Here is an 18,002-nt window from a genome sequence, read left to right as displayed (position 1 = left end):
GCACCCACGTTAGATCGACGGCATCCTGTGCGGGACCCCGTTGACAGCCGGGAGGTCAGGACGCGGGCGCCGTCGGCTCCCCGAGAGACAGCATGAGGCGGTTGGCCCAGTTGAAGAACGCCGCACCGTGGATGACGTCGGCGATGGCGAGGTCGTCCAGTCCCGCGTCGCGCAGCTGGCGCACGTTCTCAGCGCTGAACTCGCCCGGCGTCTGCGTCAAGACGACAGATGCGTCGATCGTCGCCCTCCACTGCGGGTCGTCCTGCCGGGCCGAGGTGCCCTCGTCGAGCAGCCGCTGCACGTCGTCCGTGCGCTTCGAGTGGTGGCTGGCGAAACGGGCGTGCACGGATGCGCAGAACAGGCATCCGTTTGTCCGCGACGCGCTCGCCGCCGACAGCTCCCGCTGGGCACGGCTCAGGCCGCCCTTCTCGTTGTAGAAGATGTCGTTGTCGGTGCGGGTGCGGGCTCCGAGGATGTCCGGATCGCGTACGAGCAGCCGGAAGTACGGGCTGTTCGCACGTGCCTTGTCGACGAGACCCGCGTAGTGACGGTCCGTCAGCTCATCGACGGGCAGCGGCTCGAGCCACGGCTCCCAGCCCAGCTGCTCCTGAGTGAACACCTTGGGCGCTTCGAAGCTGTGGCGGATGACCTGTTCTGGCATCACAGCTCTCCTTTCAGAACGCTGAGCCCCGCGACCACTCGGAGCTGGAAGTTGAGGAACGATACGAGCTGCGAGAGCGTGACGATGCCTGTTGTGGTCCAGCCGGCGTCGAGCAGTGCTTGCAGGGCGTCCGCCGAAGCATCCCTTGGGCGGTAGGTCAGCAGATGCGTGTGCGCGAGCGCCGCGGCGAGCTTCGGCCCGACGGCCTCGACGAGGTCGGAGGACGGTTCCCAGTGCAGGCCGTCAACGTTTTCCGCCGACAGCGGGCCGTCCGGGTAGTCGCCGTACGGTCCGGTCGTGATCGCTCCCGGCAGAGCGTCATCCAGCGCCGACAGCGTTTCCGGCGACGCCGCGGTAAGAAGGTCGCGGTAGTGCGATGCTGTGTCGCTGTGGGCGAGGGCGACGGCCCAATACGCGATCGCGAGCCGCTCCGGGCGGTTCGCATGCTCGAGCTCGTCGGTCGCGAAGAGCGCGTCGTAGCTCGCTTGGGCGTTCCGCTTCGCTTCGGCGCGCTGCGCTCGAAGCGCGAAGAGCGCGTCGCCCTCATTGATGCCGACCAGCTGGTCGATCACGTCGATGGCCATGGGGTTCCTTTCTCGAAAGGTGAGATTCAGTGCCGCGGCGTCCAGCCCAGAGCGGGAGCGACCTGCCCGGCCGTGAGCTCGAGCGACCGCAGCACGACCTCGTGCGGCGGGTCAACGGGGTGCGGCTGGAAGACGATGTCGCTCGCGCGCGGAAGGATCGGATCCGCGGAAAGGCTCTCCAGCACCTGCTCGGGCATCCCGATGTGCAGGTCGAGGTACGCGGCAACGTCTGCATCGTCGACGTCGTCCGGCACCGGAACACCCTGCGTGGCAAGTGCGGCAAGCGATCGCGCGATCCCCTGTTCCCGCCAGCGCCTGCCCTCTTCTTCGGTGTCGACCACGAGCACAGATCTGGATGCCATGACCCGCGGCTCCACCCCGGTCGGCAGCGCCGCCGTGTAGGCATCCACGATCGCTACCTGGTCTGCGGCGGAACCGCGTCCCGTGTACTCGCGGCGGGGTTGCGTGCGAGAGAGCATCAGGCCGTGGCCTTCGCGCCCGATCCGTTCGGCTCCGGACGCCGAGAACGTCGCCTCCCAGATGCTTCCGGCGAGCAGCGGCGCAGGAGGGTAGAGCGCTCCGCCGTCGGTCGTGAGGACCTCGCCGCCCAGCGCCCGCAGAAGCGTCTCCTTGTGGGAGGCATAGATGGCCGGGCGGTCCTCCGGCGCGTGGCCGAAGGGCGGGAACGAGGTCGCGGTACCACCGGAGCCGATGCCGAGTTCGAACCGGCCGTCGGAGAGCAGCCACAGCACCGCGGCATCCTCCGCCACGCGCAGCGGCGCCTCCAGTGGAAGCGTCACGATGCCGGTTGCGAGCACGATGCGCGACGTCAGTGCTGCCGCCTGTGCGAGCAGCACGAACGGGGACGGCAGTCCGCCTTCGTCGCGATGGAAGTGGTGCTGTGCCACCCAGGCCGTGTCGAACCCGAGTTCCTCGGCTCGCACGAACTGAGCTATGGCGTTTCGGTACCGCTGCAGCGGCTCGACGTCGTCGAGGAGCCGGGTGAAGTAGCCGAGCCGCGGCCCGCTACCTGATGCCGTCATGACTGGTTTCCCTTTCCGAGGTACGCCTCTTGGATCTGCGGGTCGTCGAGCAGCTCGCGTGCACTCCCCTGCAGCACGATGGCGCCGGTCGCCAGCACATAGCCGCGGGATGCGATCGAAAGCGCCAGTTCCGCCTGTTGCTCGACGAAGAGCACGGCGACGCCGAGTTCGCTGTTGATGCGCACGATCGTGTCGAGAACCTGATCGACGAGCTTGGGCGAGAGCCCCATCGTCGGCTCGTCCATGCAGATGAGCTTCGGCTTGCTCATCAGGGCCCTCGCGAACGCCAGCATCTGCTGTTCGCCCCCGGAGAGGGTGCCGGCCTCCTGCCTGCGGCGTTCGGCCAGGCGCGGGAACTGTTCGCGCATCCGCTCGATGTCATCCGCGACCCCGGCGCGGTCGGTGCGCGTGTACGCGCCCGTGAGGAGGTTCTCGTCGACGGTCAGCTGCGGGAACACACGCCGGGCCTCCGGCACCGAAGCGATGCCCGCCTTGATGCGATGGCGCGTCGATGCTCGCGTGATGTCCCGCCCGCCGAAGCGCACGGATCCCGACTTCACCGAGGTCAGACCGAGGATGGTCTTCATCGTCGTGGACTTGCCGCTCGCGTTGCCGCCGAGGAGGGAGACGATCTCGCCCTCTCCCACGGTGAGGGTGTTTCCGCGTAGCGCATGGAAAGGGCCGTAGTAGACGTTGACGTCGTCGAGTGCGAGCAGCTCTGTCATCGGATGTCCTCCCCGCCGAGTCCTCGACGGCGGCCGAGATACGCCTCGATCACAGCCGGGTCACGTCGTACCTGCTCGGGCTCGCCTTCAGCGATGATGCGGCCGCCGTCCATCACGATGATGCGATCGGAGACCCGCATCACGAGGTCGAGCTTGTGCTCGACGAGCAGGATGGCCTGACCGTCGGCTTTCAACTGCAGCAGCTGCTCCAGCACCTCGGCGGTCTCCGACTGGTTCATGCCGGCCGTCGGCTCGTCGAGCACGAGCAGCTTCGGCTTCAGCGCGAGAGCTCGGGCTATCTCGGTGCGGCGACGATTCGCGTAACTAAGCGTGTAGGCCGGATCGTCTCGACGCGGCCCGAGGCGAGCCTCGAACCGTTCGATCTCCTCCTCGATGGTGGCGTCAATGACCTTGCGTTCTCTACGGGAGGCCGGCGTTCCCACGATCGCGATGAACAGCTCCCCGAGCAGCGGAATCCACCGGAGCAGGAACAGGTGCGAAAGGCTGCGGAACGGCCGGCTGGCGTGCAGCGTCGAGTGGATGCCTACCTCGATGTTGTCCGCGACCGATAACGTCGCGAATACCCGGCCGTTCTGGAAGGTGCGGGCGATGCCGTCCTCGGCAATGCGCGCAGTGTCCGCGTGCCCGATGTCCCTGCCGTCGAGAGTGATCCTTCCGCCGTTGGCCCGGATGGTTCCGGTGACGAGGTTGAGCGTCGTGGTCTTTCCCGAGCCGTTGGGCCCGATGATGGAGACCACTTCGTGCGGCGCGACGGTGAAGGAGACGCCGTCCACCGCCTTAAGGCCCTCGAAGTGACGTTCGAGATCGCGGACTTCGAGCAGGGCGTCGCTCATGACTTCCTCACCAGGATGCCTCCAGGGCGGAACCGCACCGCGAGGATCAGCACCAGACCGTAGATGACGATGCGCAGCTCGTCTGTGAACCGCAGCGCCTCGAGGCCGCCGATCAGGATGATCGAACCGAGCACTGCGCCGTAGGGCAGGTTCACGCCGCCCAGAATGACGATCGTGACCACCACGAGCGACATGAGCATCGAGAAGATCGACGTATCGATGTAGGTGTACTGGTGCGCGAGCAGCGACCCTCCGATGCCCGCGAAGAACGCCGAGACCGCAAAAGCGAGCGCCTTGTAGTCCCGCACACGCACACCCGACGCCAGCGCCGCCACCTCGTCTGCGCCGACAGACGAGATGACCCTGCCGAGGTGGGAACGACGGATGCGCCACATCACGAGCAACGTGATGACGAGCACGGCCAGGTCGATGAAGTAGAAGTCCTGAGCCGTGAACAGGATCGTGTCGCCGATCTTGGGCCACGGGATGCCCTGCACGCCGAGCGGTACGACGAGCTGGATGACGGCAACGATCACGATGCCGATGCCCAGCGTGGCAATCGAGATGTAGTGACCCTTCACTCCCCAGATGGGCGAGGAAAGTATCGAGGCGATGACCGCCGCGGCGAGCCCTGCGATCGGCAGGGCGAACCAGAACGGCACATGAAGGTACAGCGTGATGAGCGCAGAGGTGTATGCCCCGATCGCGATGGGTCCGGCCTGGCCGAGGGCCATCACGCCCGCCTGGCCGGCGGTCACGGTGAAACCGGCAGCGATGATCGCGTAGACCAGCACTTGTGTACCCGTGCTGAGCACGTAGTCGTTGCCGATCAGCGGGATGCCGATGGCCGCGACGGCCAGCGCTACGGGCCAGACCCACTTCGGGATCTTGAACGGCCGCCCCCTGCCGAGGAAGGTGCCGGTCAGCGGTTCGCTGGAGATGAGCGGCACCTTGCCCAGCAGACCCCCAGGACGGATGATGAGCACCGCGATGAGGATGACGAAGACGATGATCTGGTCTGAACTGCCGCCGAAGATGTAGATGCCGAACGACTCGAGGATGCCTAGAACGAAGCCGCCGATGACCGCACCGACGAGCGACCCGAGGCCACCGAGCGTCGCCGCGACGAACGCCGTCATACCCGTGCTGAGGCCGGACGTGGGATCGGCGACACCCACGTAGAGGGCGATGAAGATGCCCGCGAGCCCGCCCAGCGCCGATGCGATGACGAACGAGAGGTGCTGCACGAGCGCGACGGGGATGCCCATCTGCAGGGCGGCTTCCTGGTCCTGTGCGGTGGCGCGAATCGCTCGGCCGATCTTGCCGTACTTGAGGAAGATCGACATCGCCACCATGACGACGGCCGTGACGCCGAGCATGACGACATCCGCCGTGCCGAAGCGCATGTTGCCGATGTGCAGGTTCGCCGTCTGCAGCACCTGCGGAAACACTCTCGAGTTGGCGCCGAAGGCCGCCTGCGAGCTGTTGTCGAGGATCAGAGACACGGCGTACGTCGACAGCATGGCCGCAAGCGGAAGGTACTTCGCCAGTGGTCGCACGACGGCAACATTGATCAGCAGGCCGAGCGCCGCGCAGACGATGAGCACGAGGGGAAGCGCGAGCCAGAACGATAGCCCGAGCCGCGCGACGAAGAACCAGGTGAGCATGGCGCCCAGCCCGAAGAACGAGAACTGGGCGAAGTTGACGACGTTCATGACGCCGAAGACGAGGGAGATGCCGACCGCTCCGAGGGCGTAGACGTTCCCTCGGAGCAGGCCGGCGATCAGAGTGTCAAGCATGGGTTCGCGTGCCTGCTGCTGCAGCCGCGATCAGCCGTTGTACGCGACCCACTTGCCGCCCTTGAGAATGGTGGGCGTGAGCTGCGGCGACTTCACGCGGCGCGTGCTCGGGTCGAACGTGATCTTGCCGTAGACGACGCTCGGAACATCCTTGACCTTCTTGAAGCCGTTGAGGATGCCCTCCCGCGTCGTTCCGCCGACCTTGGCCGCGGCCACGGCGACGTGCAGCGCGTCGTATGCGCCGGCCTCGAAGCTCGTCACGTCGCTCTCGTTCGGATACTTCTTCTTGAACGCCTTCACGAAGGCCTTGACGGCCGGGTCGCTGCTGGTCTCAAGGAACTCGGACCCGTTGATGGCGCCCTGGGCGTCGGGCGTGCTGTCGAACGACTCCTCGTCCTGGCCGCCGAAGAAGGTGCCCTTGTAGCCGATGGCGCGCAGCTGGGTGACGATCTTGGAGGCATCCGGTCCGTAGCCGATGTGCACGAAGGCCTGCGGCTTACCCGCCACCGCCTTGATGAGCGACGGCTTGTAGTCATCCGCCGTGTCGAGCACACCCTCGGCGTCGGTGATCTTCAGGCCGATCTTGTTGGCCTCGGCCTTGAACGACTGGTAGGCAGGGATGCCCCAGTCGGCCGTGTTGAGGTACGTCACCCCGACCGACTTGATGCCCTGCTTCTTGATGTAGTCAGCGGTCCAGGTGTACGTGTCGCTCGTCGTGATCGAGGAGGACCACTGGTACTCGGAACCCTTTGCCGTGAAGTCGGGGTTGGAGTTGTTGAAGCCGTACTGCAGCAATTTGCCCGCCGTGTAGATCGGAGAGGCCGGGATGGATGCCGCCGACGAGTAGTCGCCGAACACGAGCGCGATGCTGCTGTCGCCGACGAACTTCTGCGCGACGGGCACCGACTGCTTCGGGTCGGACTGGGAGTCCTCGTACTTGAGGGCGACCGGGTGGCCGTTGATGCCGCCGCTCGCGTTCACCTGCTCGAGTGCGAGGTCGAAGGCCTCCTTGAACTGCTGCCCGTACTGCGCGTACGGACCGGTCTCGGCGGCCGAAACACCGAAGTACACCGTGCTCTTCTTGCCCGAATCTCCCGTGGACGACGCAGAGGCGGCACCGCTGCACGCAGCGAGGCCCATCGCCATGAAGCCAGCGAGGGAAACGACGGCTGCGCGTTGAAGGACCTTCTTCATGGGGTGACTTCCTCTTGTGTTGGGCGGTGGGGGTTCCGCAGTTGGTGGCGAAGGGGACGGCGCGATGACGCGTCGGGTACAGGCAGGTTCCTGATCCAGTGATGCGACAAGAAGCTGTGGTCGCTGCAACCGGACGGAGATTGCCTGACGCGACGATGCGTGCACGCTCCGGCGACCTTGATGCCGCCTGCGGGTAGCGCAACACTATTGGCGCACAGAGCCACGTTCGGGCGCCCCGGTAACAGTGGGGAACGGAACGCAACAGAGCGTCACGTGGGAATGGATGCCGTCGTCTGAGCAGCCCGCTCGGCGCTAGCCGACGGTCGATGACACCGGCGGTAACGCCGCCTCACACGTCCGCCCACGCCTGCGTCTTGGTCTCGATGGTCGCGCCGGATTCGATAGCCCGGCGCATCTCGAGTTGCAGGTACTGGTCCTGTGCCGCCTCGGCCACGCTGTAGGCATCCGGGCCGCCGTGCGCGTAGCCGGACATCCGCTCGAGAAGCGCAGCGATGCCGAGCTCGTCGTCGGCGAGCCGTGCGGGACGGAACACGTTGTCGTAGACGACGGCGCCCTCGAACGAGTAGGAGCGCAGAAAGCTTCCTTCGTGGTTGCCGGCGGCTCCCGCCTCCACACGCTCGAGGTGACTCGTCACCGGCGTGAAGGCATCCTGCAGGTGTCGGACGGTCTCGTCTCTGAGCTCGCCGCGTGAGCCGCGCACTTGCAAGGAGGGCGTACGGATCCAGGAGCGGTACTGCTGGTCGTGGAAGTCGTACGTGCCGTGTACGCCGCCGTCGAACTCGAGCCATGCGGACGTTCGGATGCCTTCAACGGCACGGTCTTCCACCGGATCGCCCTGCCGGCCCGGGCCGTCCTGCAGCCGCTCGACGAAGCGCCGTGCGGTGATGCGGGCATTCTGGAACTCCACAGCGAGGAACCGCCGAACGAGGCTCACGCCGTGATAGTCGTGCGCGATCGACACGGATGCCTCCGACACGTCACCCAGGATCCCTCGCCGCACCACTGCAAGCTGAGCGGAGATGAGCGGCTCCAGGTGGTACTGCTCCGCCACCTGGATGCGCGCCCCCGCACGAACGGCGCTCGCCAACGCGAGCGACGAGGCGACGTCGGGTGCGACGGGCGTCTCGGTGAGCACGGCATGACCGGCATCCGTGAGGGCGAGAACGATCGCGGTCGAGACGGACGGGCTGACCGCGACGACAACGAAGTCCGGCCGGTCCTGGCGCAGGTCGTCGATCGAGTCGACCACGTCGACGGACCACCGGTCACGTATCGCCTGGCGGCTCTCGGCCCGGCGCGCCATCACTGCACTCACCCGGAAACGGTCAGGCAGAGCCTGCGCCACCCTGAGGAACGCTTCGGCGCGAAAGCCGCTGCCGATGATCGCGAAGGTGGCGGGTTCGGTGGCTGCGGCGTCGTTGCTCATCCTCTATGGATACCGGATGTGGCCTCAGGGGCGTTGCCATCGCACCCCGTGCTTCCCGCGACCCGCGGCTCACACCGTGCCCGGCCCGAACCGGCCAGACATGTATGAAATGTGACGAAAGGGCTCGGCCTGAGGCCGAGCCCTTTCGTCACAACGTCGGGATGACAGGATTTGAACCTGCGACCCCTTGACCCCCAGTCAAGTGCGCTACCAAGCTGCGCCACATCCCGTAGCCGTCCAAGAACGGCCCTGGACAGTTTACAGGTTTCAAAGAGCCCCACCGCACCACGGTGACTATCCACTCACGTTCGGATTCCTCCCCTGCAAACAGGTCCGACCCGACGTCGTCGGCTCGCGATACCGTCGTGAGATGGAAGCGAAGGCGCGCAGCGAGGCGAGTGCAGGCATCCGTGTCGTCCCCGTCGAGGACGCTCAATGGGATGACGTGCGGACCGTGTTCGGCACGCGAGGAGATCCGGCCACCTGCTGGTGCCAGTTCTTCAAGCTGTCGAATGCACAGTGGCGCGAGACCGAAGTCCCTGCTCTCGAGTCGGCGCTGTGCGAGCAGGCGCGCCAGAGTCCCGGCCCCGGGCTGATTGCATACGCCGACGGGGAACCGGCCGGCTGGGTGGCGGTAGAGCCGCGCGCCGCTTACCCTCGCCTCCGCACGAGCCGCATCGTCATGCAAGGCAGTTCGGAATCCCATGACGATGAGAGCGTCTGGGCCATCACCTGCTTCGTCGTGCGTGTCGGCTTCCGTCGCCGGGGCATCGCGTCGGCCCTGCTGTCGGCAGCGGTGGACCGTGCGCGCGATTCGGGAGCACGCGTGATCGAGGCGTACCCGGCCGACCCCGCCGAGCGCAAGGCATCCTCGGCAGAGCTCTACCACGGCGTGCTCTCGGCATTCGTCGCCGCGGGGTTCGAAGTCGTCTCCCGCCCGAAGCTGGGACGCGCCGTCGTGCGCCTTGAGGCCTAGCCGCGGCATCCCGAAGCACGGAGCGGCGCCTGCCGCGCAGCCCTAGGCTTGTTGCATGCGTCTCTGGAGCCTGCACCCGCAGTACCTGGACGCCGTGGGACTCGTCGCGTGCTGGCGCGAATCCCTTCTCGCCCAGCGAGTGCTGACCGGCACCACACGCGGCTATCGCAGTCATCCGCAGCTCGAGCGCTTCCGCGCACACCCCGGCGCCATCGCGAACTACCTCAACGCCATCGCCGATGAAGCGGATGCCCGCGGCTACCACTTCGACCGCTCGCGCGTCACCTCCGAGCCGGATCCCGGCATCCTCCTGGCGATCACCTCGGGTCAGCTCGAATACGAACGTGAGCACCTCGCGGGCAAGTACCGCTTGAGAGCGCCCGAACGCATAGAACCGCTGCTAGCCGAGCCGAGCATCCGACCGCACCCCATCTTCCGCGTCATCGACGGCGGCACAGAACCGTGGGAACGTGTAGATGCCGATTCGCCCACCACAGCACCCGAATACGAGGAGCATCCATGAGCGCAAAAGACGGACGCCTGCGATTCGAGCATGACACCGTCCGCAGCGCTTCGGAACTGTTCGAGGCCGGCAAAGCGGCGCGTGGCGAACTGCCGCGTTCGGCTCATGCCGCCTACACGCCGCCTGAGCATCGCGATCCCGTCGGCATTCTGCGCAAGCAACACGAGCATCGCGTGGCCGAGCTTGTTCCATTGCGCCTGGAACGGATGACGGCCAGCCCGTTCGCGTTCTACCGCGGTTCGGCGGCCATCCAGGCAGCCGACCTGCGTGACGCACCCCGAACCGGAGTGAACGTCACCATCTGCGGCGACGCGCACGTGGCGAACTTCGGCATCTACGCCTCCCCCGAGCGCTCTCTCGTCTTCGATCTCAACGATTTCGACGAGTCCGCCTACGGACCGTGGGAATGGGATGTGAAACGCTTCGTCGCGAGCGTCGTCGTGGCCGCGCGGCAGCGCGGGTTCAAGGAGTCGAAGGTGCAGACCGCCGCGCTCGAGGCCGCGGCGAGCTACCGCATCACTCTCCGCCAGATCACGCAGTTGAGCGTGCTGGAGCGCTACTACATACGCGCCGACGTGCACCGGGGCCAGCGCGCGGCGAGCTCGCAGAAGATCCTGGACCACGCCATCGAAGCGGCGTCCCGCCGCACCTCGGCACGTGTTGTGCGCAAGATCACGGAGCGCGCCGAAGACGGCTCGACGACCATCGTCGAGAACCCTCCGGTGCTGACCCACGTTCCCGAAGACGTCGAGCAGGAACTCCTGCGGGTCTTGCACGACTACGTCGAGACCGTTCCCTCAGACATCGCCGTGCTGTTGTCGCAATACGTGCCGACGGATGTCGTGCGCAGAGTCGTCGGCGTCGGCAGCGTGGGCACGCGGTGCTACATCATCGTGCTCTCGGGGCCGGCGGGCGAGTCGCTCGTGCTGCAGCTGAAGGAGGCGACGGAGTCGGCGGCCGTCGAGTTCGGCGAAGCCGCCACCGCGTGCGCGCCCGCATTTGCGTCGCGCCCAGGCGCATCCGAACACGGATACCGCGTCGTGGCCAACCAGCACGTGCTGCAGGCCGTCAGCGATCCGTTCCTCGGGTGGCTGACGCACAACGGGCACGAGTATTACCTGCGGCAGTTCCGCGACCAAAACGTCTCGATCGACACGGAGACGCTCGACTTCCGGCCGTTCACCGAATACGTGAACGCATGCGGCGCGGTGCTCGCCCGAGCCCACGCCCAGTCCCCCTCCGCGCCGTTCATCGCCGGATACCTCGGCGGTGGCACGCCGTTCGATTCCGCTGTCGTGGAATGGGCATCCGCATACGCCGAACAATGCGTCGAGGATCACAAGGCGGTACGCAAGGCCGTCAAGGCGGGCGAACTCTGAACAGGAGCCGGTTGCGTAGCACGCGAAGCCGTCGCCCCACCGCCGGTTGAGTAGCACGCGAAGCGCGCGTATCGAAACCCGCACCCCCGGACGAGTCTGAACAGTGGGTCGCGCGGTTTCGATGCGCGGCCTGTGGCTGCTACACAACCTGCGGTAGACCGCGGCGCGTGCGGCGTGGAGGCCAGAAATGGCCTCCACGGAAGCGGCGGCTCAGCGCCGCCGCTTCTCCCGCATCGGCCGCGCGGCAGAGCCGCCCTGCTGGCCGACCGCGGCCGAGACGACCGCGGCGCGTGCGGCGTGGAGGCCAGAAATGGCCTCCACGGAAGCGGCGGCTCAGCGCCGCCGCTTCTCCCGCACGCGCATGTTGAGCACGATGGGCGTGCCCTCGAAGCCGTAGATCTCACGCAGCCTGCGCTGAATGTACCTGCGGTAGCCAGGGTCGAGGAATCCGGTCGTGAATAGCACGAATGTCGGCGGGCGACTGGATGCCTGCGTTCCGAACAGGATGCGAGGCTGCTTGCCTCCGCGCACGGGGTGCGGATGCGCCGCCGTCAGCTCGGCCAGGAACGCATTGAACTTGCCGGTCGGAATGCGCGTGTCCCACGACTCGAGCGCCGTCTCCAGCGCAGGGACGAGCTTCTCCAGGTGACGTCCGGTGCGTGCCGAGATGTTCACTCGCGGCGCCCATGATACGTGTGCCAGGTCCTGCTCGATCTCACGTTCGAGGTATCTGCGCCGGTCGTCGTCGAGCAGGTCCCACTTGTTGTACGCCAGTACGAGTGCGCGGCCGCTCTCCAGCACGAGGTCGATGATGCGCACGTCCTGCTCGCTGATCGGCTCGGAGACGTCGAGCACGACAACGGCCACCTCGGCCTTCTCCAGAGCGGTGCTCGTGCGCAGCGAGGCGTAGAAGTCCGCACCCTGCTGCAGGTGCACCCTGCGACGGATGCCCGCGGTGTCCACGAACCGCCACACCCGGCCGCCGAGTTCGATCTGCTCGTCGACGGGATCGCGCGTCGTTCCGGCGAGCTCGTTGACGACCACGCGCTCCTCGCCAGCCGCCTTGTTCAAGAGGCTGGACTTGCCAACGTTCGGCCGGCCGACGATGGCGACACGGCGGGGTCCGCCCACCTCACGCTGGGCGAATGCGGCCTCCGTCGGTAGCACCTTCAGCACCTCGTCGAGAAGGTCCGCGACCCCTCGCCCGTGCAGAGCGCTGACCGGATGCGGCTCCCCCAGTCCAAGCGACCACAGTTCGGCCGCCTGCGGCTCCTGCCGCGCGTCGTCAACCTTGTTGGCCACGAGGAAGACCGGCTTCTTGGTCTTGCGCAGCAACCGAACGACGTGTTCATCCGTAGCTGTGGCACCGACGTTGGAGTCGACGACGAACATCACGACGTCGGCGAGATCGATGGCGATCTCCGCTTGCGCGGCGACGGATGCGTTGATGCCGCGCGCATCGGGCTCCCACCCGCCCGTGTCGACGATGCTGAACCGGCGGTCGTTCCATTCCGCCTGGTAGGTGACGCGGTCGCGCGTCACCCCAGGGGTGTCCTCCACGACGGCCTCGCGGCGGCCGAGAATGCGGTTCACCAGCGCGGACTTGCCCACGTTGGGGCGTCCGACGATGGCCACGACGGGCAGTGCAGGGAGGTAGCGGATCTCATCCGGGTTCTCGGTGACGGCATCCAGCACGTCGAGGTCGGCGTCGTCGAGGTCGTAGTCCTCGAGACCAGCCCTCAGGGCGGTCGCGCGCTGATGCGCCAACTCCTCGTCGACGTTCGCCAGACGCTCGGCGAGGTCGTCCGGTCCAGCTTCGAACTCGTCGCCCTGCCGTTCCGCCGGTCTCTCTGCAGGTCTCTGCTCTGATGGTCTCTGGTCAGACATCCGTTCCTCCTCGGGACGGTATGGCGGCACCCGCGCTCGTGGCACGGGCCGCCTGGATCACGCCGATGACGGCGTCGACGGTTTCATCGAAGTTCAGGTCGGTGGAGTCCACCGTTGTGACGCCATCAGCGGCGCTCATGAAGTCGACCACCTGCGAGTCGGCACGGTCGCGCGCATGAAGCTGGGCGGCGACATCCGCTGCGGAATGACCGTCGAGCTCCCCCGCTCGCCTGGCCGCTCGTACTTCGGGCGATGCTGTGAGCAGGATGCGCACGGGCGCATCGGGAGCGACAACCGTCGTGATGTCGCGGCCCTCCGCCACGATGCCCTCTCGATCGGTGTTCGCGAGAATGTCGCGGAACAGTTCGTTGAGCCGCAGCCGCACCTCGGGGATGCGCGCAACGGCACTCACGCGAGCAGTCACGTCAGGGTCGCGGATCTTGCCGGTGATGTCGGTCTCGCACACGAACACTCGTTGGCTGCCCGGCTCGGTGTCGATGCGGTAGTCGAAGTCCGCTATCGCATTCACGACCGCGTCCGCTTGCTCCACATCGATGCCACGGTGGCCTGCGAACCAGGTGAGCGCGCGGTACGCGGCTCCCGTGTCGAGGAAGGCGAAGCCGAGGCGGGCAGCCGTGGCCTTGCTGACGCTCGACTTGCCGCTGCCTGCTGGGCCGTCCACCGCCACGACGAGAGGAGCGCCATCGGCGTTCAAGTCCTGGCTCATCCGGCGATCCTCCATCCCCTGGCCGACAGGTCGTCGATTGTGCGCATCTTCACCTCGGGCAGCACGGCGAGCTCGGCGAGGCCGATCTGAGCACCCGGCGAGTGCTCGAGCCGCAGGTCTTCGATGTTCACACCGATCTCGCCCAGCTCGGTGAAGAGCCGGCCCAGTTCACCCGGCCGGTCATCCACCATCACCACGACGCTCGCGAACCGGCGGTCCTGCCCGTGCTTGCCCGGCAGACCGGCGACGCCCGCGTTACCGGAGGCGAGTTCCTGCGCAATCCCGCGACGCGCACCGGATGCCTCGACATCGCCGAGCGCTGACAGCACGTCGTCGAGGTCGTCGCGGAACCCACGCAGGATCTCGACGACGGCCGGCGCGTTCGCCGACAGGATCTGCACCCACAGTTCCGGGTCGCTCGATGCGATGCGAGTCACGTCGCGCACGCCCTGGCCCGCGAGTCCGAGGGCGGCCGAAGGCGCGCCGTTCAGACGTTTCGCCATGAGCGAGGCCACCACCTGCGGAGCGTGGGAGACGAGAGCGACCGCCGCGTCGTGCTCATCGGCCGCGAGCGTGACGGGCGTTGCGTCCAGGTCGAGAATGAGATGTTCCACGATGCCGACGCGCTCGCGCGACACGTCGGGTCGAGGGCAGACGACCCACGGACGGCCGATGAACAGGTCGGCGCGAGCGGCGATCGCTCCCCCGCGTTCCCGGCCGGCAAGCGGATGGGATCCCACGTACCTCGAAAGCTCGAGTCCCTCGGTTTCCGTGGCCAGTTCCTCCAGCTCGGCAAGGATCGCGACCTTCACGCTCGCGACATCCGTGACGGTAGCGTTCGGATACGCGGCGAGTTCGTCGGCGACAACGGATGCCGTGGCATCCGGCGGCACGGCCACCACGATCAGCGCAGGGTCGTCTCCCTCGTGCGCGACCCGGCCCGCACCGTAGTCGACGGCGAGGTTGAGGCCCGCGCGCGAGGCATCCGCGAGGATCACGTCGACGCCCCGTGCACGAAGTCCCAGCCCGATCGACGCCCCGAGTAGGCCGGCGCCCACGACGCGCACGCTGCCGTCGAGGCGCGCGGCATGGTTCTGATTCACGTTCGCTCCGATTTCGACCTGGCGAGAGTAAGCACCTGGCCGAGTTCGATTTTAGTCAGGTCCCTGGTCGCGCCCTGTTTCAGGCTGCCCAGCTTCAGGGGACCGAACTGACGCCGCACGAGCGCCGTCACCGGATGCCCGACCGCGTCGAGCATTCGACGCACGATGCGGTTGCGTCCGGAGTGCAGCGTGATCTCCACGATGCTCTGCCCAGCGGATGCCTGCACCAGGCGTGCCTTGTCGGCCGCGATCTCGCCGTCGTCGAGTTCGATTCCGCGCATGAGTCGCGACAGCGTGGCCGGAGCAACGCTCCCTTGCACTGTGGCGATATAGGTCTTCGTCACGCCGAACGACGGATGCGCAAGCACATTGGCCGCCTCGCCGTCGTTCGTGAGCAGCAGGAGCCCACTCGTGTCGGCGTCGAGCCGACCGACGTTGAAGAGGCGCACCTCGTAGCGGTCGGCGTATTGGCTCAGATCGGGCCGCCCGCGGTCGTCCCGCATGGAGCTCACTACGCCCGTCGGCTTGTTGAGCATCACGTAGCGCTTCGAGGAGTCCAACTGCACGGCGGTCCCGTCCACCTCGAGCAGGTCGACCTCGGGGTCGATGCGCGCGCCAAGCGTTCGCACCACGGTGCCGTTCACCCGCACCCTGCCTTCGACGATGAGCTGCTCGCTGACACGGCGGGATGCCACGCCCGCTGCCGCCATGACCTTCTGCAGCCGCTCTCCCGAGTCGCTCAGGGCGTCCGCTCCGTCGCCCGGCACGTGGTCAGCGCACATCGCCGTCGAACCCTTCTGTGCCGTCGGCGAGCAGGGGCGAGATGGGTGGAAGCTCGTCGAGCGAGTTGATGCCGAGCTGCTGCAGCAACAGGTCGGTTGTTCCATAGTTGATGGCGCCGGTCTCGGCGTCGGTGAACAGTTCGGTGATCAGGCCGCGCGACAGCAGTGTGCGCACCACGGAATCCACGTTCACCGCCCGGATCGACGCTATGGCGCCACGCGTGATCGGCTGGCGGTAGGCGATGACGGCCAGAGTCTCCAGCGCCGCTTGCGAGAGCTTCGCGGGCGCCTGTTCGCTGACGAAGTCGGTGACGAGGCCGTCATAGTCGGCTCGCACGTAGAGCCTCCAGCCGCCGCCCACTTCGCGCAACTCGAAGCCCCGCACCGGGCCGCCGGAGTCGCCGTCGTAATCTGCGACCAGCCCGTCGATCGCCTGCCGCACGGCGGCGACCGGCGCACCGACGGCCGTCGCCAGAGTCACCAGGGGCAGTGGCTCGTCTGCGACCATCAGGATCGCCTCGATCGCCCGCGGCACGTCATATGCCGGCCTCGGATTGTCGGTTTCGGTCACCGTCCGCTCGGCGCTCACGCCGACCGCGCGTTCGTCGTCTCGATCATCCATAGTCCGCTCCCAAGTTGGCGAGGTTCTCGTCTGACCAGGCATCCGCCACCCATCTGATCGTCAATTCGCCCAGCGGTTCGAGCTGCTCGAACGCCACAGCGCCGAATCTGTACAGCTCGAGCACCGCCACGAATCGGGCGACGATGACGCCCTTGCGATCCGCGCCGGCGATGAGCTCCCGGAAGGTGTGCGGCGCGCCACGGCGCAGCTGAGACACCACGAGTGCGGCCTGCTCGCGCACGCTCACCAGCGGCGCATGCAGGTGATCCAGCTCGACGACCGGTATCGCCTTCGGAGCGAAGGCCAGTTCGGCGATGGCGGCGAAGTCGTCGACGCTGAGGGTCCACTTCAGCTCCGGCTCACGCGAGCGATATTTCTCTTCGAGACGCACCGCGCGAGGATGCCTGCCCCACTCCGCCTCGAGCCGCCCTGCGAACCAGGTGGACGCCTCCTTGAACGCGCGGTACTGCAGCAGGCGGGCGAACAACAGGTCTCGTGCCTCGAGCAGGGCGACGTCTTCGGCGTCGACGAGCTCGCCCTGCGGGAGCAACCCGGCGACTTTGAGGTCGAGCAGCGTCGCGGCGACCACCAGGAACTCGCTGGCCTGGTCGAGCTCGTCTGCCGTGTCGATTCCGCGCAGGTAAGCGATGAACTCGTCGGTGACGCGGCTGAGCGAGACCTCGGTGATGTCCAACTCGTGCCGCCCGATGAGGCTCAGCAGGAGGTCGAACGGCCCCTCGAACACTTCGAGCGCGACACGGAACGACGGCGCACTGCCGGCATCCGTGCCGTCCTGCGCCTCTCGCTCAGGCGGCAGCGCCACGGAAAACCAGTTCCCGCGCCAGCTGACGGTATGCCTCGGCCGCCTGGTGCTCGGGCGCGAACTGGGTGATCGGAGTTGCGGCGACCGTCGCGTCTGGGAACTTCACGGTACGCGTGATGACCGTCTCGAGCACCTTGTCGCCGAATGCGTCGACCACCCGTTCGAGCACCTCGCGCGAGTGCAGCGTGCGTGCGTCGTACATCGTGGCCAGGATGCCGTCGAGCTCGAGCGCCGGGTTCAGGCGCTCACGCACCTTGTCGATCGTCTCGATGAGAAGCGCAACGCCGCGCAGCGCGAAGTACTCGCACTCCAGCGGAATGAGCACGCCGTGGCTCGCCGTGAGCGCGTTCACCGTCAGGATGCCCAGCGAGGGCTGGCAGTCGATGAGCACGACGTCGTAGTCTCCCGCCACCTTGCGCAGCACCCGGGCGAGCGCCTGTTCTCTGGCGACCTCGTTCACGAGGTGCACTTCCGCGGCGGAGAGGTCGATGTTGGCGGGGATGACGTCGAGGCCTGGCGTGGCGGTGTGCTGGATGGCCTCGGCCGGCTCATGAGCGTTCGACAGCAGCAGGTCGTAGATGGTCACTGCCTCGTGCGTCGGAACACCGAGCCCTGCCGACAGCGCGCCCTGCGGATCGAAGTCGATGGCCAGCACCTTGCGCCCGTAATCGGCCAGGGCAGCACCGACGTTGATGCTCGAGGTGGTCTTGCCGACCCCGCCCTTCTGGTTGCACAGGGCGATGACCCTGGCCGGGCCGTGCGACGTGAGCTCTGGCGGTGTCGGGAACTGGCGCAGCGGACGCCCTGTGGGCCCCAGCTGTTCGACGGCAGCACCGGCCAGACCCGGCAGCTCCTGCTCGTCGGCTGGAATAC

18 protein-coding genes and 1 tRNA gene are annotated in these 18,002 nt (G+C 67.0%); 3 read left to right on the top strand and 16 right to left on the bottom strand.

Annotation, left to right across the window (positions count from 1 at the left end):
* Positions 1 to 55: 55 nt before the first annotated feature.
* From ACO2Q7_RS00170 to ACO2Q7_RS00130, 9 genes are all read right to left on the bottom strand, one after another.
* Complete coding sequence (locus tag ACO2Q7_RS00170; RefSeq protein ID WP_423353630.1) at positions 56 to 661, bottom strand: alkylhydroperoxidase domain protein; 606 nt, start codon at positions 659 to 661, stop codon at positions 56 to 58.
* Positions 661 to 1,245 carry a CMD domain protein gene (locus ACO2Q7_RS00165; RefSeq protein ID WP_423353629.1) on the bottom strand — a complete coding sequence of 195 codons (585 nt, stop codon included), beginning with the start codon at positions 1,243 to 1,245 and terminating at the stop codon, positions 661 to 663. The genes ACO2Q7_RS00170 and ACO2Q7_RS00165 overlap by 1 nt, the downstream gene beginning before the upstream one ends.
* A 26-nt stretch (positions 1,246 to 1,271) precedes the next feature.
* On the bottom strand, positions 1,272 to 2,288 hold the full coding sequence (locus tag ACO2Q7_RS00160; protein ID WP_423353628.1) for a putative FMN-dependent luciferase-like monooxygenase: 1,017 nt from the start codon (positions 2,286 to 2,288) through the stop codon (positions 1,272 to 1,274).
* Positions 2,285 to 3,013, bottom strand: a complete 729-nt coding sequence (locus ACO2Q7_RS00155; RefSeq protein ID WP_423353627.1) for an ABC transporter ATP-binding protein — start codon at positions 3,011 to 3,013, stop codon at positions 2,285 to 2,287. The genes ACO2Q7_RS00160 and ACO2Q7_RS00155 overlap by 4 nt, the downstream gene beginning before the upstream one ends.
* A complete protein-coding gene (locus ACO2Q7_RS00150; protein ID WP_423353626.1) occupies positions 3,010 to 3,867 on the bottom strand; it encodes an ABC transporter ATP-binding protein in 858 nt (285 codons plus the stop codon). The genes ACO2Q7_RS00155 and ACO2Q7_RS00150 overlap by 4 nt, the downstream gene beginning before the upstream one ends.
* A complete protein-coding gene (locus tag ACO2Q7_RS00145; protein WP_423353625.1) occupies positions 3,864 to 5,666 on the bottom strand; it encodes an ABC transporter permease in 1,803 nt (600 codons plus the stop codon). Before ACO2Q7_RS00145 ends, ACO2Q7_RS00150 begins: the two co-directional genes overlap by 4 nt.
* A 30-nt stretch (positions 5,667 to 5,696) precedes the next feature.
* Positions 5,697 to 6,860 carry an ABC transporter substrate-binding protein gene (locus ACO2Q7_RS00140; RefSeq protein ID WP_423353624.1) on the bottom strand — a complete coding sequence of 388 codons (1,164 nt, stop codon included), beginning with the start codon at positions 6,858 to 6,860 and terminating at the stop codon, positions 5,697 to 5,699.
* A gap of 349 nt (positions 6,861 to 7,209) precedes the next feature.
* A complete protein-coding gene (locus ACO2Q7_RS00135; protein ID WP_423353623.1) occupies positions 7,210 to 8,307 on the bottom strand; it encodes a Gfo/Idh/MocA family protein in 1,098 nt (365 codons plus the stop codon).
* A 156-nt stretch (positions 8,308 to 8,463) separates the two neighbouring features.
* Positions 8,464 to 8,537: transfer RNA gene (locus ACO2Q7_RS00130), tRNA-Pro, on the bottom strand.
* Between the two features lie 140 nt (positions 8,538 to 8,677).
* On the opposite strand from ACO2Q7_RS00130, the gene ACO2Q7_RS00125 reads away from it, so the two are divergent.
* The 3 genes from ACO2Q7_RS00125 to ACO2Q7_RS00115 are packed head-to-tail and all read left to right on the top strand — an operon-like array spanning position 8,678 to position 11,185.
* On the top strand, positions 8,678 to 9,283 hold the full coding sequence (locus tag ACO2Q7_RS00125) for a GNAT family N-acetyltransferase (protein ID WP_423353622.1): 606 nt from the start codon (positions 8,678 to 8,680) through the stop codon (positions 9,281 to 9,283).
* Positions 9,284 to 9,338: 55 nt separating this feature from the next.
* On the top strand, positions 9,339 to 9,806 hold the full coding sequence (locus tag ACO2Q7_RS00120; RefSeq protein WP_423353621.1) for a pyrimidine dimer DNA glycosylase/endonuclease V: 468 nt from the start codon (positions 9,339 to 9,341) through the stop codon (positions 9,804 to 9,806).
* Positions 9,803 to 11,185 carry a DUF2252 domain-containing protein gene (locus tag ACO2Q7_RS00115; RefSeq protein ID WP_423353620.1) on the top strand — a complete coding sequence of 461 codons (1,383 nt, stop codon included), beginning with the start codon at positions 9,803 to 9,805 and terminating at the stop codon, positions 11,183 to 11,185. Before ACO2Q7_RS00120 ends, ACO2Q7_RS00115 begins: the two co-directional genes overlap by 4 nt.
* A gap of 333 nt (positions 11,186 to 11,518) precedes the next feature.
* Here the strand turns inward: ACO2Q7_RS00115 and der are convergent, their stop codons facing one another.
* Genes der through ACO2Q7_RS00080 form a run of 7 tightly spaced genes read right to left on the bottom strand, consistent with a single transcriptional unit; the run spans position 11,519 to position 18,000 of the window.
* Positions 11,519 to 13,072, bottom strand: a complete 1,554-nt coding sequence (der, locus tag ACO2Q7_RS00110; RefSeq protein WP_423353619.1) for a ribosome biogenesis GTPase Der — start codon at positions 13,070 to 13,072, stop codon at positions 11,519 to 11,521.
* Complete coding sequence (cmk, locus tag ACO2Q7_RS00105; RefSeq protein ID WP_423353618.1) at positions 13,065 to 13,799, bottom strand: (d)CMP kinase; 735 nt, start codon at positions 13,797 to 13,799, stop codon at positions 13,065 to 13,067. Before cmk ends, der begins: the two co-directional genes overlap by 8 nt.
* Positions 13,796 to 14,902, bottom strand: coding sequence for a prephenate dehydrogenase (locus ACO2Q7_RS00100; RefSeq protein WP_423353617.1), 1,107 nt, complete (start codon positions 14,900 to 14,902; stop codon positions 13,796 to 13,798). Before ACO2Q7_RS00100 ends, cmk begins: the two co-directional genes overlap by 4 nt.
* A complete protein-coding gene (locus ACO2Q7_RS00095; RefSeq protein ID WP_423353616.1) occupies positions 14,899 to 15,684 on the bottom strand; it encodes a pseudouridine synthase in 786 nt (261 codons plus the stop codon). The genes ACO2Q7_RS00100 and ACO2Q7_RS00095 overlap by 4 nt, the downstream gene beginning before the upstream one ends.
* Complete coding sequence (gene scpB / locus ACO2Q7_RS00090; RefSeq protein WP_423353615.1) at positions 15,674 to 16,306, bottom strand: SMC-Scp complex subunit ScpB; 633 nt, start codon at positions 16,304 to 16,306, stop codon at positions 15,674 to 15,676. The genes ACO2Q7_RS00095 and scpB overlap by 11 nt, the downstream gene beginning before the upstream one ends.
* Positions 16,299 to 17,129, bottom strand: a complete 831-nt coding sequence (locus tag ACO2Q7_RS00085; RefSeq protein WP_423353614.1) for a segregation and condensation protein A — start codon at positions 17,127 to 17,129, stop codon at positions 16,299 to 16,301. Before ACO2Q7_RS00085 ends, scpB begins: the two co-directional genes overlap by 8 nt.
* The gene (locus ACO2Q7_RS00080) at positions 17,113 to 18,000 is read right to left on the bottom strand and encodes a ParA family protein (protein WP_423355918.1); all 888 of its coding nucleotides are present in this window, start codon (positions 17,998 to 18,000) and stop codon (positions 17,113 to 17,115) included. Before ACO2Q7_RS00080 ends, ACO2Q7_RS00085 begins: the two co-directional genes overlap by 17 nt.
* Positions 18,001 to 18,002 lie beyond the last annotated feature (2 nt).

Source organism: Rathayibacter sp. KR2-224, from assembly GCF_049446075.1.
In the GTDB taxonomy this organism is placed as follows: domain Bacteria; phylum Actinomycetota; class Actinomycetes; order Actinomycetales; family Microbacteriaceae; genus Humibacter.
Note: the sequence above shows the minus strand (reverse complement) of the source record. Positions and strands in the feature narration are given on the sequence as shown.

What these genes read in the sequence shown, in the direction of transcription:
- ACO2Q7_RS00170 (WP_423353630.1), bottom strand. Translation starts at nt 661, where the DNA reads ATGCCAGAACAGGTCATCCGCCACAGCTTCGAAGCGCCCAAGGTGTTC.
- ACO2Q7_RS00165 (WP_423353629.1), bottom strand. Translation starts at nt 1,245, where the DNA reads ATGGCCATCGACGTGATCGACCAGCTGGTCGGCATCAATGAGGGCGAC.
- ACO2Q7_RS00160 (WP_423353628.1), bottom strand. Translation starts at nt 2,288, where the DNA reads ATGACGGCATCAGGTAGCGGGCCGCGGCTCGGCTACTTCACCCGGCTC.
- ACO2Q7_RS00155 (WP_423353627.1), bottom strand. Translation starts at nt 3,013, where the DNA reads ATGACAGAGCTGCTCGCACTCGACGACGTCAACGTCTACTACGGCCCT.
- ACO2Q7_RS00150 (WP_423353626.1), bottom strand. Translation starts at nt 3,867, where the DNA reads ATGAGCGACGCCCTGCTCGAAGTCCGCGATCTCGAACGTCACTTCGAG.
- ACO2Q7_RS00145 (WP_423353625.1), bottom strand. Translation starts at nt 5,666, where the DNA reads ATGCTTGACACTCTGATCGCCGGCCTGCTCCGAGGGAACGTCTACGCC.
- ACO2Q7_RS00140 (WP_423353624.1), bottom strand. Translation starts at nt 6,860, where the DNA reads ATGAAGAAGGTCCTTCAACGCGCAGCCGTCGTTTCCCTCGCTGGCTTC.
- ACO2Q7_RS00135 (WP_423353623.1), bottom strand. Translation starts at nt 8,307, where the DNA reads ATGAGCAACGACGCCGCAGCCACCGAACCCGCCACCTTCGCGATCATC.
- ACO2Q7_RS00125 (WP_423353622.1), top strand. Translation starts at nt 8,678, where the DNA reads ATGGAAGCGAAGGCGCGCAGCGAGGCGAGTGCAGGCATCCGTGTCGTC.
- ACO2Q7_RS00120 (WP_423353621.1), top strand. Translation starts at nt 9,339, where the DNA reads ATGCGTCTCTGGAGCCTGCACCCGCAGTACCTGGACGCCGTGGGACTC.
- ACO2Q7_RS00115 (WP_423353620.1), top strand. Translation starts at nt 9,803, where the DNA reads ATGAGCGCAAAAGACGGACGCCTGCGATTCGAGCATGACACCGTCCGC.
- der (WP_423353619.1), bottom strand. Translation starts at nt 13,072, where the DNA reads ATGTCTGACCAGAGACCATCAGAGCAGAGACCTGCAGAGAGACCGGCG.
- cmk (WP_423353618.1), bottom strand. Translation starts at nt 13,799, where the DNA reads ATGAGCCAGGACTTGAACGCCGATGGCGCTCCTCTCGTCGTGGCGGTG.
- ACO2Q7_RS00095 (WP_423353616.1), bottom strand. Translation starts at nt 15,684, where the DNA reads ATGTGCGCTGACCACGTGCCGGGCGACGGAGCGGACGCCCTGAGCGAC.
- scpB (WP_423353615.1), bottom strand. Translation starts at nt 16,306, where the DNA reads ATGGATGATCGAGACGACGAACGCGCGGTCGGCGTGAGCGCCGAGCGG.